Annotated in this window: 12 protein-coding genes; 8 read left to right on the top strand and 4 right to left on the bottom strand. The window is 36.6% G+C overall.

The window, feature by feature from the left end:
- Positions 1–678: 678 nt before the first annotated feature.
- From HCG49_RS13640 to HCG49_RS13620, 5 genes are all read left to right on the top strand, one after another.
- Positions 679–1,629 (top strand): DUF2157 domain-containing protein, encoded by a 951-nt coding sequence (locus HCG49_RS13640; RefSeq protein WP_168470093.1) that lies wholly within the window; start codon positions 679–681, stop codon positions 1,627–1,629.
- Positions 1,617–2,693: a DUF4401 domain-containing protein gene (locus HCG49_RS13635; RefSeq protein ID WP_168470092.1), complete on the top strand. Its 1,077-nt coding sequence runs from the start codon at positions 1,617–1,619 to the stop codon at positions 2,691–2,693. The genes HCG49_RS13640 and HCG49_RS13635 overlap by 13 nt, the downstream gene beginning before the upstream one ends.
- Positions 2,680–3,168 carry a GDYXXLXY domain-containing protein gene (locus HCG49_RS13630; protein WP_168470091.1) on the top strand — a complete coding sequence of 163 codons (489 nt, stop codon included), beginning with the start codon at positions 2,680–2,682 and terminating at the stop codon, positions 3,166–3,168. The genes HCG49_RS13635 and HCG49_RS13630 overlap by 14 nt, the downstream gene beginning before the upstream one ends.
- A gap of 331 nt (positions 3,169–3,499) precedes the next feature.
- Positions 3,500–3,877, top strand: coding sequence for a PH domain-containing protein (locus tag HCG49_RS13625; protein WP_168470090.1), 378 nt, complete (start codon positions 3,500–3,502; stop codon positions 3,875–3,877).
- Between the two features lie 781 nt (positions 3,878–4,658).
- A complete protein-coding gene (locus tag HCG49_RS13620; RefSeq protein WP_317167500.1) occupies positions 4,659–5,663 on the top strand; it encodes an AI-2E family transporter in 1,005 nt (334 codons plus the stop codon).
- 358 nt (positions 5,664–6,021) lie between these two features.
- Here HCG49_RS13620 and HCG49_RS13615 read toward each other — a convergent pair whose 3' ends face one another.
- Complete coding sequence (locus tag HCG49_RS13615) at positions 6,022–6,222, bottom strand: hypothetical protein (protein WP_168470088.1); 201 nt, start codon at positions 6,220–6,222, stop codon at positions 6,022–6,024.
- 1,004 nt (positions 6,223–7,226) lie between these two features.
- Here HCG49_RS13615 and HCG49_RS13610 point away from each other — a divergent pair.
- Entirely contained in the window at positions 7,227–7,664 is a 438-nt protein-coding gene (locus HCG49_RS13610) for an Hsp20/alpha crystallin family protein (RefSeq protein WP_168470087.1), read from the top strand.
- 122 nt (positions 7,665–7,786) lie between these two features.
- Positions 7,787–8,302 (top strand): hypothetical protein, encoded by a 516-nt coding sequence (locus tag HCG49_RS13605; protein ID WP_168470086.1) that lies wholly within the window; start codon positions 7,787–7,789, stop codon positions 8,300–8,302.
- Between the two features lie 151 nt (positions 8,303–8,453).
- On the opposite strand, the gene HCG49_RS13600 is transcribed toward HCG49_RS13605, so the two are convergent.
- From HCG49_RS13600 to HCG49_RS13590, 3 genes are all read right to left on the bottom strand, one after another.
- A complete protein-coding gene (locus HCG49_RS13600; RefSeq protein WP_168470085.1) occupies positions 8,454–10,109 on the bottom strand; it encodes a RagB/SusD family nutrient uptake outer membrane protein in 1,656 nt (551 codons plus the stop codon).
- Positions 10,110–10,120: 11 nt separating this feature from the next.
- The gene (locus HCG49_RS13595) at positions 10,121–13,582 is read right to left on the bottom strand and encodes a TonB-dependent receptor (protein WP_205764405.1); all 3,462 of its coding nucleotides are present in this window, start codon (positions 13,580–13,582) and stop codon (positions 10,121–10,123) included.
- A gap of 153 nt (positions 13,583–13,735) precedes the next feature.
- A complete protein-coding gene (locus HCG49_RS13590) occupies positions 13,736–14,881 on the bottom strand; it encodes a FecR family protein (RefSeq protein ID WP_168470084.1) in 1,146 nt (381 codons plus the stop codon).
- A 129-nt stretch (positions 14,882–15,010) separates the two neighbouring features.
- Between HCG49_RS13590 and HCG49_RS13585 the strand changes: the two genes are divergently transcribed.
- Complete coding sequence (locus HCG49_RS13585) at positions 15,011–15,601, top strand: RNA polymerase sigma factor (RefSeq protein WP_168470083.1); 591 nt, start codon at positions 15,011–15,013, stop codon at positions 15,599–15,601.
- Positions 15,602–15,847 lie beyond the last annotated feature (246 nt).

Below are 15,847 nucleotides of genomic sequence, written 5' to 3'. Positions count from 1 at the left end.
CCTTGTTGATTAATTACTATCATAATTCTTCCAAAGGCCAAAGCTCCAATATCAACTACGAGATTAAGATTATTTTGTAAAAAACATAGTCTAATAAAGGAACTATTCTCGCTCCGATCCGCATAATGTCCACCTAGAAAATTGAGGATAAGATGCATTAATAGATTCGAAGGTATCATGACAGCACACCCATACATAATAGTTGGGAAAAATAAAGGTAAAACATATTAAATAGTATTTTTTATTTTTTTCGGACAAGATGAAATTAAAAAGAACTTATTATAGTTTCAGCCTAAGGCCTGTAGAGGGCAACACAAGCCGTTGACCGCATGCTACCTTCCTTTTCTGCTTCGGCTCCAAGTTTTGGATCTGATTTTGATCTTAGTCCATAGCTTGTCGGAATTGGTGCTTCCGTTTTGGTTCCTGTTTTTTCTCATGTTACCAACTGTACTTTTCTAATAAGTTTTTCAACCAGTTTTACGCTCACTTTAACGATAATCAATCTCTATATCAACTCATAAAAAGAATATTTTTCCTACTTTTAGATGTATGTAAACAGATAATTGTCGGCAACAATCTCGGATTACTGAATAATCATAGCTACTGCCGCACTTTGGAATCTGCCTACCAATTGAACCGAAATCATATAAAGAGAAATTAGATACAATTAAAAACTGAATGACAAAGATTGAAAGAGAAGATATTCAGATCATAAGTCGACACAGCAATTTATCTGAAGAAAGTATTGACAGGCTTCTAAGGGAAGAGATTTACAGCGATAAAAAATCCTGGCAAAAATTCCTCAGAGTCCTTTTTATCAGCTTAGGAATTGGGTTTACCACTGCTGGCATCATTTTCTTCTTCGCATATAATTGGACAGATCTACACAAGTTCATTAAGATTGGAGTAATAGAAATTTTAATCCTTACCACCACCCTGTTCATTCTGACATCAAATTTTAAGAGAGAAACAAAAAACATCCTACTCACGGCGGCCTCTATATTAGTGGGTGTATTATTGGCTGTTTTTGGGCAAGTTTATCAAACGGGAGCCAATGCATATGATTTATTTTTAGGATGGACCCAATCCATAGCACTATGGGTGGTAGTTTCTAATTTTGCTCCTCTATGGCTACTCTTCTTGGCATTGATTAATATAACACTCATTTTTTATTCGCAACAGGTTGCCTATGATTGGCCTGGGAGTTTTGTTATAACATTACTTTTCATAATCAATGTATTGTTCTTAGCGGTTTCATTGTTCGGAAAGGAACTTATTAAAGGAATGAAATCCCCTATTTGGTTTACGAAGGTAGTAGCCTTGGCAACCGTTATGTATAGCACTATCGGAATTACACATGGTATTTTTGTCACAAAACATACATCTTTCTATACTTTACTTACGTTAACATCCATCTTATATGTGATGGGCATTCAATATGGACTACAGCAAAAAAGTAGTTTTTATCTTTCCCTTATTTTTTTTAGCATCATTGTTATTATTACCGCCTTCTTATTGGAATTTTCAGATGGAGCCCTTATGCTATTATTCATCAGTATATTCATAATAGTAGGTGTAACCTTTGTCATTAAAAACTTAATCGACCTTCATAAGAAATGGATAGATTAGCTAGTAAAAAGAATCTAATAGACCGTATTCGCTCATCTGAAGGTTCTAAATTTGAGTGTGACGAAGATTCTATTTTAGAAAATTTCAAAAGACAAGAAGAGAACCAATCTAGTATAGCTATTAAGATTCTTTCAACTTTAGGTGGATTTATAGCTGCCTTGGCATTCCTTGGTTTTTTACTCTTGGGAGAAATATATGATTCTGACTTTGGACTATTAATCTCTGGAATAGGATTTATAATTTTAGCAATTTGGTTAAATATAGGGTTTGACAAACTAATTATTGAAACCTTTAGTGCCTCATTATATATTTTAGGTTTTTCAATGATCGCTACAGGTATGGTAATCGGAGGGTCAGATAAAAATGATATTATAACAGTGTTGAGCCTAATAGGACTCAGTGCCTTAATTCTTACTCAAAACTACCTTTTGTCCTTTATTTCTGTACTTATTACTACCGTTGGTTTACTTCTCCTTATAATCTTAAATGATTTATATGATTTAATCCCCTTATATATTGCTGTACATACCCTTCTATTAACATACTTATTTTTAAAGGAAGCAAAAATAATTTCATTGGGTACGAAAATATCAAAATTGTACAACCCAGTCCGGATTGGAGTGTTAGTTTCTTTATTAATCGCACTTATTTCTATCGGTATAGAAGAATTGGTACCCTTACCCCAAAGCCATTTCTGGTTAACCAACATCATCCTTATTCCTGTTTTTATGTATTTAGTGGTTACTATCATTAAAATCAACAACATAAAATCTATTAAAAGCAAAATATCCATTTACACTCTATGCACTTTGATACTAGTATCAACCATCGTGGCGCCTACTATTTTAGTGGCAATAATAATTATTTTACTAAGCTTTTTGGTGAACTATAAAACAGGCTTAGTTATCGGAATACTCTCCATTATTTATTTTGTTTCCCAGTACTATTACAACATGAATTTTACATTATTAACCAAATCTATACTCTTATTTACCTCAGGAATAGTGTTTCTATTGTTCTATTTATTCACTACAAAAAAGCTGACAACCAATGAAAAAATATAGGTGGATATTAATTCTAGTCAATCTTATTATTATCCTTGGGGTATTTAACTATTCAGTTTTTCAAAAAGAAGAATTGTTATCTAATGGGCAACTTATTTTATTAGAATTAGCACCCGTTGACCCTCGTTCCTTAATGCAAGGAGATTATATGAGTTTAAGATATGCTATTACCAACAGCATTAATTCCGACAGTATTTCCAAAACAGGATTCTGTATTGTTACGTTGGAAGATAATGGGGTTGCAAAAATGGCACGAATTCAAGAACACAAAACGCCACGCTATGATAAGGAATACCTTATAGGATATACCTCAAAACAAGGGAGAGGAATACATATAGGTGCCGAATCCTACTTTTTTCAAGAAGGAGAAGCCGACAAGTATGAAAATGCAAAATATGGGGGAATAAAAATTGATCACCATGGCCGTAGCCTCTTAATTGGCTTGTTTGATGAAAATTTAAAAAAAATAGAATAATCCCTCCTTATTCATATACTTCTTATCCCGCCTATTGGCCGGAGTTAAAATCATTATACCCGAATCTGGTTGCTCCTTATAGAAACCATAAAGGAATACGTCCCGAATTACACACTAAACACCTTAATTACAACAAAATACCTACTTAGCTCCCTAATGCACGAAAAGAATATTTTTCCTACTTTTCAAGTAATAAAAACATAAGTTAGTCCGTTAGTTGTCTATGATCTTTGAAGAACGAACCATTGTGTTCGTTTTGTAAAATCCGACCAGCAGTTGGCTAAATCATTTCTAAAACTTTAATCTAAAATTAAATAAACAACTACTAATTATGGGACTACTTAATAAGTTAATAGGGAACGCCAGTGAAGTATCTATTGAATCGTTAAATGAACAATACGGGCGATTGCTTATAGAAAATGAAAAGATAGAATTAGGGTTTAAGCTTTTACGAGACACCTTTATGTTTACCAACAAACGCCTGATTTTAATTGATGTTCAAGGAATAACAGGCAGTAAGGTTGAGTATAAATCTATATCTTATAAAAGTATCTCTAGATTTTCCTTAGAATCAGCTGGGTCTTTAGATTTGGATGCGGAATTGAAATTATGGATTTCCAGTGAAAGCACCCCTTCCGTGAGTAAAAAATTCGATAAAACTATTGACGTTTATGAAGTACAAAAATATTTAGCCGAAAAAGTCTTGTAACAGTCCCAAAAAATAGACCACAGAAACTATTGCTCTGTCCTTTATTTTAAAATAACGACACAGAAACGGCTTTATAAAGTCGTTTTTGTTCTTTTTACGATCAAGTAGGCCTGTTTTCATGTAAAGAAAAGGCAATTAAAAGTCTGCTTAAAATTGTCTAGAGTTTAGCCGATCTTTTATAAGTCGCCCAACAAGTACTATCCACACCTATACAAGGAATACGACCCTTTCTAAATTTACTTCTTTTTTTATCCATGGCACAACTGCTTGCTGACCACCCCTTAACCATGATTATAATCATTTTTATTGTAGTCCCCCTCCCTTATATTTATAATTGGTAGGCCTTAAAAAGTATAGCATAAGGAATACCGGCTAAATGCAGAAAACCAAATTTTAAATGACGGTCCTTGAAAGGAGCTTTTATGTTGGCCCAATGCTGGGTTTAGGGCCTTGAATTCAAAAAGGAGGCAAACCCGATAAGAAGTAATTGCTGGTGCGGATAAAGTACAATATAGGTGCCGTAGCTCCTGCCGATATTATGAACCGCCAAATAAACCATAATCAAGAAAAAAAAATCGATTCAGAACTGTCTTAAATGCTTCCTAAGGTACTTGTACAGAGTAAAACACCTTATAACCGTAAAAAATGAATTCCTGATGAGAAAATATACGCTAAATCTGGCCAATACATTTTACTTTATCTTCATTGTCACGGCAATCATTTGGATTCTTAAGGCAGGAAAGTTTTTTATAGCGCCCTTGATATTTAGTTTTTTTTTGCCTTGATGTTAAAACCCCTTGTCGCTTTTTTTGAACGGAAGTTAAAGCATAGGATCTTGGCGATATTTACAGCCTTCTTTCTATCGGTTGTCCCTTTATTTGGGATATTTTTCTTTTTTTTCAATCAAACCCGAATTTTGTTCAATGAGCTACCACCGGTAAGGGAACGTTTCCATAAAATCATGAAAATATTTTCGGATTGGACCGACCGCATGTTTCAATTAAAAACCGATGCCACTTCTAGTTGGATCACTGACAATATATCGGCAGCAACCGATATCACCTTCGGCTTCATAAAAGAAAGCCTGCAATCTACCACAACCGTATTGGCAAATATGGTCCTAATAGTGATCATTACGTATTTCTTTTTGTTGTATCGGACGGCTTTTAAAAACTTTATTCTACTCCAAGTCACTTCACAAAGAAGAAAATCTACAGTGCAGCTTTTAGATAAAATTCAGCAACTCACCAAACGGTATATGTTGGGCCAAGGACTGGTAATTATCATCCTTGGTTTGCTCATCGGTTTAGGACTCTGGATCATCGGTGTTCCCTACCCTTTCCTTTGGGGCTTCCTGGCCGGTTTTCTCGAAATAATCCCCTACCTCGGAACCTCTGTAGGCGGTTTTCTGCCATTTTTTTACATGCTCATGGTCTCAGATACCTTTTGGCAGCCTATGGCGGTCATTGCCCTTTATATTTTTGTACAACAAATTGAGGGGAATTTTATCTCACCAAACATTATTGGGCAAAGCATACGGATAAATCCTTTGTTCATTATTTTGGGACTTTTTATAGGCGGGGTCATGTGGGGTATATCGGGTATGATCCTTGCCTTGCCCATTTTAGCGGTATCAAAAGAGATTTTCAGAAATTTCGATACCCTGGCACCTTTTAGTTATCTTATGGAACACGGGCTTGCCAGGAAAAAGGATGTTTTCCTTGACCGTTTTGACAATGAAAAACATCGTATTTTCAATTTATTTTTTCAGGAAAAACAAGAATAAGAAAAGAATTGCCACAAGCCTGCTGTCTGTTGTAATCAGGAGGTGGCAATATTGATTCCCTATCGTTTTTACCCGAATATTTTGGGCGTTCCCGCTTATGGCGGGCGGGCCCTTGGCTATATCCCTTGCTTCGCGGCGGGGATGCCGCCGCGGTCCCTAACGCGAAATACGCTGGAGATATTCGCGATGTTGGCCCTAGATTGAAGCCTAGGCTATTTCACTCTTTCCATAAGGACCTGGTACTAATTAAGATATAAATAAAATACAGGCAAAGGATCTTTATTCCTTCATAAAAAATCAAAATCGATACCACCACAAAGAACTTTTACTCCTAAGAGAAAGCCTTTTAGGTACAACATCAAACATTAAGTTCTTTTTCTAGTTTTTTTGGGGCAAACTCTAAGTCCTTACCCTTAAAGAATTGAAATTCACGACTATGACGCATTTTTCGATAAAGGTTTTCGTCCACTTCCACAGGTATCTTTAAATTTGGAAACGCAATTTTGTAATATCCTTTTTCCTTTCCTAAAAGTTTTACCATAATTTGTTTCTTGTTCATTGCTCTCATATTTTAAAAAAAACATAACTACTGTCTGAATCCGATTTTCAATACTTGTTCCGATACGTTTTTGTTCCCTAATTACACAGCGCTCGTATGGATAGGAAAGCCGTTTTATGAATACAATCCCATAAGCCCCAAAACAGTGGTTAACCAATGAGGTCTTACTCAGAATGTATGGGATAACGAGTCGTTATTTGGCTACAATAATTTTTCAAATGCCATACCAAAGTAGTTTGTCACCGATAGCTCGTATTGAAGAGTATATTCATAAAAAACACATTATCAGCCTACTTTGCAATAAAAATCTTTCTTCTTGTAACTGAAACAGCTACTTAAGCAAGGGTGAAAATATGTCATTATAGCTAAACAACCAAATGTCAATATGGCATTATTTTGTGATTTTTATTAAAGTTTCTTTAATAATATTCTTTTTATATTCTTAATAAACATTAAAAAGAGATTTATATAGAATACACATGACCGTTTTGGCATTTATTTTGTCTTTATGCAAGTAGTGCATTTGAATGAATGTTTAATCTTTAAATTTAGTAGTTATGAATAATTTGGTAACCACTAGAAAAAACGGAAATAGGGCAAACCCATAGCGTATGTTTCCAACCTGGTAATCTTGGATATACAAAGTAATCAATCAGGACCTGCCAATCGTTTTGATATCAAACTTTAATACAGGTCTTCCTTTGCCCAAATCCATACCCTAGGAAATGGCGAATGGCCCAGAACTAAAAGAGGAAAACAATTCCTATAAAGAGTTCGGACGACCCTTCTCCCTACCTCAAACGGCTAAAGAAGACTTCCTTAAAGCGGTATACATTGATAGGCTACTCGGCATTCACCCCCTAAGAAAGAAGATACTATCCAAAAACCAGTAAGAAGCGTCCAAAATTTATAATGGCAATTAACGGAGGCCTGTTTTATTGGCCATCCTAAAAAATTATTCCATTGATTTTTAATAATTCACGAACCTTAAAATCACATCTATTATGAAAGTTTTTGGTAAAGAAATTGGAACAAACATTAAGATTCCCCCTTTTATAGACAACTTTTTAGGGAACCTTTTACCCAATAAAAATACGGATACTGAAGAATTGGTAACCATTCCTTCTGCTAATATTAGCGATGAGGAAAAGGCTTTTGAGCTTTCATTGGCGTTGCCTGGCTTGGACAAGGACGATGTAACCATAGAAATACAGGGAAATTATATTATCATCAGCGCCCATAAAGAACAAAGTCACGAAGAAAAACATAAAAATTGGGTCCGTACCGAGTTTGTCAGTAATTCGTTTTACAGGGCCTTTGAGCTACCCCCGAACGCAGATCCGGAGAAAATCCAAGCGAAGATGAAAAATGGCAGACTAGATATAAGGGTGGGTAAAGCAACAAATGCGGCAAAAAAAAACAAGATTATCAAAGTAGAATGAATCTTGTATGGCGCTTTATTATTCCATGAATGAACGGAGTATGAGCTAAAACTGGTCGCAAATACGATTGAAAATATGCGAATTATCTAAGAAAAGATCATAAACTTAAAAAATAAAATAAAATGAAGGCAATTAGAAAATTTGGGATATTGCTACTGATGGTGTTTTTAAGTACAGGTTGCAATAGCCAAGAAAGTAACATTAGTAAAGACTCCGGTTCTGATGAAAAAGTTAGTTCCGAAACCCCAAAAGGAAGTTGGAAGGTTCATAGGGAGTTCAATGACGATGGAGAATTAGTACGGTACGATTCCATTTATAGCTGGTCCACTGAAAATTCTTTAAATGAATTGGGCTCCCTGGATCGCGACAGTATATTACAGTCTATGCAATCTAGGTTTTACAAAAACTTTTCCCAATTTGATTTTGACAAAGAAGGGTTCGGAAGAATGTTCGGAGAGGATTCCCTATTTATTAAACGGTTCTTTAACGAAGATTTTTTTCAGAATGAATTCGGGAAGGATTTTATGGATTTGGACAAAATGTACGAACGGATGGAAGCGAGGAGAAAACAATTTTTGGACAGGTATCACCCTTTGATCGAGCAAAAAAAAGAAGAAAGCTCCTCAGGGCAAGATTAATAACTCATAATACGCTTATGTAATAAAAAGGAACAACAGTTGCCCATTGTTCCTTTTTTATTTTTACAGACAAAATAGGGAGAGAAACGCTATTTCTCTCCCTATTTAACAATAATTCCTTATACTCATAAAATCCTTAAAGATCAGATATCTAATACCCTGGGTTTTGTGTAGTAAGGGGTTTGCCATTATCGTCAGTGCCCCCAGAATCTATTTGACCTTGAGGAATAGGCATATATTCATGTTTCCCTTTTACAAACGTGGCCCCTGTCAAATATCCTCTTGCAATCTTTTCCTTTTCTAAATAAGTATTTATTACCTCTGCAGCAATGCCCCAACGTACTAGGTCAAAGAATCGATGGCCTTCATGAGCCATCTCAAGCCGTCTTTCGGTTCGCAGCGCGGTAACCGCAGCTTCTAGTGAACCAAAGGGAGTATCGTAGGTAGCTATCAGGTAATTCGCTGCATCTCCGGTCCCATCCAAATTCTGAATATAGGCTCCGTTCTGTGCTCGTTCGCGTACCATATTGATATAGATCCTCCCCTCTTCCAAATTTCCCAAGGCTATAGCTGCTTCCGCTTTCCAAAGTAATACATCAGCGTAACGTATAATGTAATAATTGGCTGCAGTTACATATGGCCAAGAGGGCAAATAATTAGGGTCATTGGCCGAAATCACCCTTTTCTTAGGTCCATAAGGACCATAAGTGGCCAAATCCCTTGCCCAATTTTCCTCATAATTAATTCCCAAATCCTTATACGGAATTCCGGGTCTACCAACTATTATATCCAATCTAGGATCTACATTGTCGGTCGCAGTAACATCTATATTGTCTAACAATGGAGCACCTAAAGCATTTGTTTTATAAGCGTTCACTAAATTTTGTGAAGGCCTTAAAAATCCGTACTGGGGATACCTTGGACCCCCAGGAGGCATTAAACGATCGCCAATAGACCCATTGTAATTACTTGGAGAGCCGTCGTTAATTGAATACTGAATAGCAAAAACAACTTCGGGTCCGTTATCATTTTCTGGTAAAAACACTTCATTAAAGTTGGTCATTAAACTATAGCCTCCATTCGTGATCACCTCATCAGCCGCGGTATTGGCCTCCGTCCATTTTTGTTGGAAAATGTAGGTTTTACACAAATAAGCCTTAGCAGCCCATTTTGTAGGACGCCCTGCATCTGTCTGTGTATTGGGCAATACATTAAACGCAGCTGTAAAGTCCTCCTCTATTTTTTCCCATACTTCTTCGGGCGTAATCATAGTGTTCGAAAAGTAATTCCCGTCCTCGTCAATAAAGGAAATACGATTGTATATCTTTTTAAGTTCAAAATAAAAATGCCCCCTCAAAAAACGCATTTCGGCTATCCTTTGATTTTTTATGCTTTCGTCAAACTCTGTAGTGTTCTTTAAAGCTTTAAGAACAGTATTGGCTCTATTTACGCCTTCGTATAGCACACTCCATTTTTGTTCCACATCTTTAATTTGTGAATCCGTGGTGTAGATTTCCATTCGATGGATCTGATTCTGATCTCCGGTTCCACCTCCCCCTTTATAGGCATCATCCGATAAGACATCACCAAAACTCCAGTTGGATGCTGGAGAATTAAAAGCATTGGATGCTTCATTTCCCTGACCGTTTAAAATACTATAAGCAGAAATGGCCAATGGCTCTATATTTTCGGGCATTACCACCTGTTGGTCAGTAAGTTCCCCGAAAGGTTCTTTTTCCAAGAACTCGTCACTACATGATGTGATAAAAATTCCCAACATACTTAGTGCAAAAATTATTTTTTTCATCTCGTTTTTTTTTAAAAATTAAGATTAATACCAAATGTAAATGTTTGGGAACTAGGATAAATCCCCCTGTCCACGCCTATATCTAAATTTCGCTCGTCAGAATCATAATTCTGAAGACCAATCTCAGGGTCTAATCCTTCATAGCCCGTAATAGTTAGTAAATTGTAGGCCTCCAAATATATCCTTACCTGGGATGCTTTAATTCTCTGAGCAATACTTTCTGGAAATGAATATCCTACTTGCAATGTCTTTAATCGTAGATAGGAACCATCCTGTACATAAAAAGAAGAGGGGCGTATATTATTATTGGGGTCATTAAGAGAAACCCGAGCCAAATCGGTATCAGTATTTTGCGGAGTCCATGCATTTAAAATACGCCCACTTTTGTTATAATTTGCCAAATTGAAAAAATCACTATAATAACGCGACAAATCATATATATCATTTCCCTGCGAGCCTTGAAAGAAGAGTGTAAAATCAAAAGCTTTGTAAGAAGCAGAAAAATTTATACCATAAGTGAAATCGGCATGGGGCGATCCTATGTACGTCCTATCAGCATCATTAATCGATCCATCTCCATTCAAATCCCTAAATTTATAATCCCCTGCCTTTGCACTAGACTGACTGCTGGATGCAGCCTCTGTATCAGTTTGAAAAATCCCATCCACCACATGACCATAAAAAGAAGCTATTGGTTGCCCTATTCCCGTTCTGGAAGTTGATTGGTCAAAATTAACATTATGCAAAACTCCCGGATCAGTCTCAATAAAATCTATCCCTTCTCCTAAGGACAATAATTTATTATCGATTACTGAAAAATTAGCCCCTACCTCATAATTAAAGTCTTTTTTTGAATCACTCTGATAACTCGCAGCCAATTCAAATCCTTTGTTTTGCATTTCTCCAACATTCTGCCATTGTCCTCGATTGGTTATACCGGACTGGTCTGCGGGAAGGGTTTTAAATAACAATAGGTCATCTGTGTTTTTTATAAAATAATCGGCTGAAACGGTTATCGAATTATCCAAAATTCCAAAATCCAAACCTATATTAGTTTGTGTGGTAGTTTCCCACTTTAAATCAGGGTTTGCAATTCTAGATAGTGTAAATCCTGTTTGTGTGCTGTTTTGAGAACCATTTATAGCATAATTGGAATAAAAGGGATTACTGCTAAATCCTGAAACAGTTTGGTATGCGGGAATATCCTGGTTTCCCGTTAATCCCCATCCAGCTCTTAATTTTAAATTGGAGACAGCCCCATCGTTATTAAAGAAATCTTCTTCGGAGATCTTCCACCCTACCGACAATGCCGGAAAAGTCCCCCAGCGATTGTTTAACAATTTGGAAGTCCCATCCCGACGCAAAGTAGCTGAAAACAAGTACTTATTGTCAAAACTATAATTTAGTTTGCCGAAATAAGAAAACAAGGAGTACTCTATTTTGTCCCCTGTATTGGTCTGTGTGCCCTGATCACCTGCGTTTAACACACGTATATTAAGCTCATTCGTAGGCAGATCATCTATAGAAGCTGTAGTAACTTCATATAAGTTCTCTATACTTTCTATACCTAACAGTACTTGGAAATTATGTTTTTCATTTACTGTTTTCGAATAGTTGAGCGTGTTAGACCATACCCAATCCCATTTCACTTCGTCCCTGATCGATAAGCTGTTTATTGCTCTTTGGGCATTAGGTTCTTTATAGGAAGGATTAAAAACGGTGCCTTTAAGGGTACTATAATTGATCCCGAAATTAGTCTTGAATGTTAAATCTTTAAAAAGCTGAATTTCAGAAAAAACATTTCCGAAGACACGAAGATTGTCTACATCATTGTATTTGTTACGCTCTAAGTTTCCCAAGGGATTTTGAACATCGGAAAGCGGATATCCGGTAAAATCCCCGTTAATATCATATATAGGGGCAATGCTTGGAATACGGTATGCATCGTAAACAGCATTTCCTAGGAGCGAATTGGTATTAGTACCAACCGAGTTGGAGTATGCGACAGTTAAATTCTCACCAACGGTAACTTTATCGTTAAACAATTTATAATCAGAATTAAGGCGCGCTGTAATTCTTTTAAAATCAGTATTCTTCAAAGTTCCCTCCTGATCAAAGTAACCTAAGGAGAACATAGAACGCGATTTTTCACCTCCTTTAGAAAAGTTCAAATTATATGATTGAATAATTGCCGGGTCAAAAATTTCTGCTACCCAATCGGTATTGGCCGAAGGAATGGTGTTCGCTGCATCCAAAAATGCAGGAATTATTGGGGAGGCTCCATTTCCGTAAACACCATGGGAAGGGGTAATACCATCATTATTAAAGGCTTGCCAGTATACGTCTCCATACTCTTGCGCATTTAAATTATTAGGCAAATTGTTCGCATTTTGTATTCCAGTATGCATGTCAAAAGACACCTTAACAACTTCGGATTTACCCTTTTTTGTGGTGATGATAACCACTCCGTTGGCAGCCCTTGAACCGTAAATACTAGAAGAAGAAGCATCCTTTAAAACTTGTAAGGAAGCAATATCATTAGGGTTGATCAAGTTGATTCCCGTAGTTGTAGGAACCCCGTCAATTACGTATAGCGGATCGTTATTTCTGATAGTACTATATCCTCTGATCCTTAGTGTACTTGCACCTCCAGGAGCACCGGAACTTACTAATTCTACACCCGAAACCCTTCCTTGCAACATATTATCAACACTGGCAACAGGTTGACTTACAACTTCATCCATCTCCACTATGGCTACTGCCCCTGTTAGGTCGCTTTTTCGTTCTGCGCTATAGCCAGTAATAACCACCTCATCCAAGGCAGATGCATCTTCATTTAATAGCACAGAAAGCTTAGCTTGTCCGTTTACCGCTACTTCCTTGGTTGCATATCCAATATAAGAAATAATCAGGACCGCATTTTCATTGGCCACCGCCAGGGAAAAATTCCCATCAAAGTCTGCAGTAACTCCGTTAGTGGTTCCCTTTTCAACAATATTCGCTCCCGGTAGGGGTTGGCCTTGTTGATCTGCAATAGTTCCAGATACCTGATACTGTATTGATGGGTTTAAGGTATTTTCCTTCCCTGATTTTTGGGAAGACTGCATCATTACCTCCCTCTTTTTTAGAATTATTTGTTTGTTCAATACTTCAAAGGCCACATTGGTATTCGCAAACAACTCTGTTAGGATTGTAGTGATCTTTTCCTTCTTTACACGAATAGAAACCTTTCTATTCAGGTCTACGTCCTTCCTGTTCAACAGAAATTTAAATTCGGATACAGCCTCAATTTGGTTGATCACCGTTTCCAAACTGACATTGGAAATATCTAAAGAGATTTCCTTGTTCTGAGAATAGGAATTTGCCTGAGTCTGAAACAAGGATACGATGGTCAACAGTACCGTGAGTTTCATTTTTAAGCTTAGTTTAAAAGGGCAACACAAGGCACCCCATAGATTAAAGAGTTTTTTCATAATTTTGGAATGTTATTTGGTTTAACTGGTTTAAATCATTTTGTTCTTAATCGGGAAATGTGTCCGCATTTTCCGATTTTATTTTCCAAATGATCTGATTGTTGTTCTCTAAAAGGTTCTATTCATTGAGCATGGTTTTAAGGTTGTTGTTAATTATTTTATGATCACTTCATTATTTTTGATAGTGTAGGCTATATCATAGCTTTTACCGAACGATTCTAACACCTCTTCTATGGTCTCAATATCAAACGTGGCGTCGAACACCTGATCGTCTAAAACGGGGTTTTTATTTATGATGGTTAGGTTATAGCGGCGCTCCAGCGCTTTTCTGATAGCTTTAAAACTCGTGTTCCTAAATACCAATTTTCCTTGTACCCATGCGGTATACAGATTGGTATCTACATTTTCTACCGATATTCCGTTTTCGTTTTTGCGCCACTCCCCTTTGTGTCCCGGTGCCAATATGGTGGGACCGAATTGGGAATTTTCACCATTTTTTAGCTGTAGGGATACGGACCCTTCTACTAATACCGTTTGGATATTAGGATCCTCGGGGTAATGGCTAACGTTAAATTTTGTCCCCAACACCTTTACTTCCATATCATTGGCATTCACTATAAATGGATGTTCCTTGTCCTCGGCAACCTCAAAAAAAGCTTCTCCCGTTAAAAAAACGCTTCGTTCCCTACCCTTTACAAACGCCACAGGGTATCTTAGGGAGGTTCCGGAATTTAAAAACACATGGGTACCATCAGATAATATGAGATCAAACTGCTTCCCATAAGGTACCTTTAAGGTGTTATAAACCAATTTTTCTGTTTTTGAGGAGTTGGAATAGACCAGTTTAGATTTGTCCTGGGTACCGATAATATTCCCATTGGCATCCTTTACTTTTTTATTTTCAACCGGACTCAGCGTTTCTATTGCTCCATTCTCCAACGTTATGGTAATAAATTCGTCCTTGGGTTCTAAATTGGCCTCTGATTTTGTAAAAACCTGTAACTGTAAATAATACCCAAGCGATAAGAGCATTACCACAACGGCAGCATATTTCATTGCCGACCTAAGCCTCCTTATCTTTTTATCTCTCCTAATCTTTCGTAAAAGATTGTCCTTTATCCTATCTGTATCGGGTTTGTTTATAGTAGTCATTATTTCCAGATGCGATTTTACATAGGTATCCAACACTTCTTGGTTGCCCTTAATAAGTATCCAGTCTGACAATAGATCCAATTCCTTAGCAGTAGCGGAATTCGATAAATATTTAACAATCAGGTGTTCCATTTCTGGATTCGACATAGCCTTTCTTTTTATAGTAATGACAAAGCAAAATAGCAATACCCTAATCTTTTGTTAATTTTTTTCGATATTTGTAGAAGCCAACACTTTTAATATTGTGTAATATTGTGACTAAACCCCATAATTAACATGAAAAACAATGAAGACAGCCTAGTGATCTATCGCCTAAAAAAGGGAGAAGAAAAGGCTTATGTGTCCTTGGTAGATCTTTATAGCAAGCGATTGTTCGGGTATGCCTTAAGCCTGACCCATGACCACGCACAATCCCAGGACATTGTTCAGAATGTGTTTTTAAAAACTTGGGTAAAACGAAAAAAACTAGATATCCACTCCTCCTTACAGAACTTTTTGTTTAAGTCGGTTTATAACGAATTTATCAATCAATACAAGAAAAAGAGATCTACCATGGTCTTGGAGCAAAAATATTTCAACAGTTTGGAGAAAGCGGTTCTCCTTCAAGACGACCACTCTTTTGAACGGATCCTTGATCAGATTTCAAAAGAAATTTCACAACTACCCCCTAAATGCCAACAGATTTTTATTCTTAGCAAAAAAGAAGGCCTCACCAATAGTGAAATATCCGCATACCTCAACGTTTCCCTTAAAAATGTAGAAGCTCAAATTACCAAGGCGTATGGAATTCTTAGGGATCGTTTGGGAAAAAAATACAAAATTATAATGATGATAGTATTTGGAAAGGATCCCTCAAAAGTAATTTAAGGCCTATGTATTATATATTGGTAACATCTTTCTTGCCTCTACTCTTTTCGTTATCATAATTCACAAGGCTGTGCATATGCTCGCAGACTTTCTCTTCGAGGATCTTATTATTAATTTGGAATCGCTACCAGTCATTCTCTTTTTGGGCTGGATATATTATATACAACCATTTGGAGGAAGGGTATGGTACTAAAGTCATATTCATGAATAGTTAATTCTCAATCAATTAAAATACAATACCTTAAA

Source organism: Arenibacter sp. 6A1 (genome assembly GCF_012272855.1).
In the GTDB taxonomy this organism is placed as follows: domain Bacteria; phylum Bacteroidota; class Bacteroidia; order Flavobacteriales; family Flavobacteriaceae; genus Arenibacter.
This window is presented reverse-complemented; position numbering and strand designations above follow the sequence as displayed.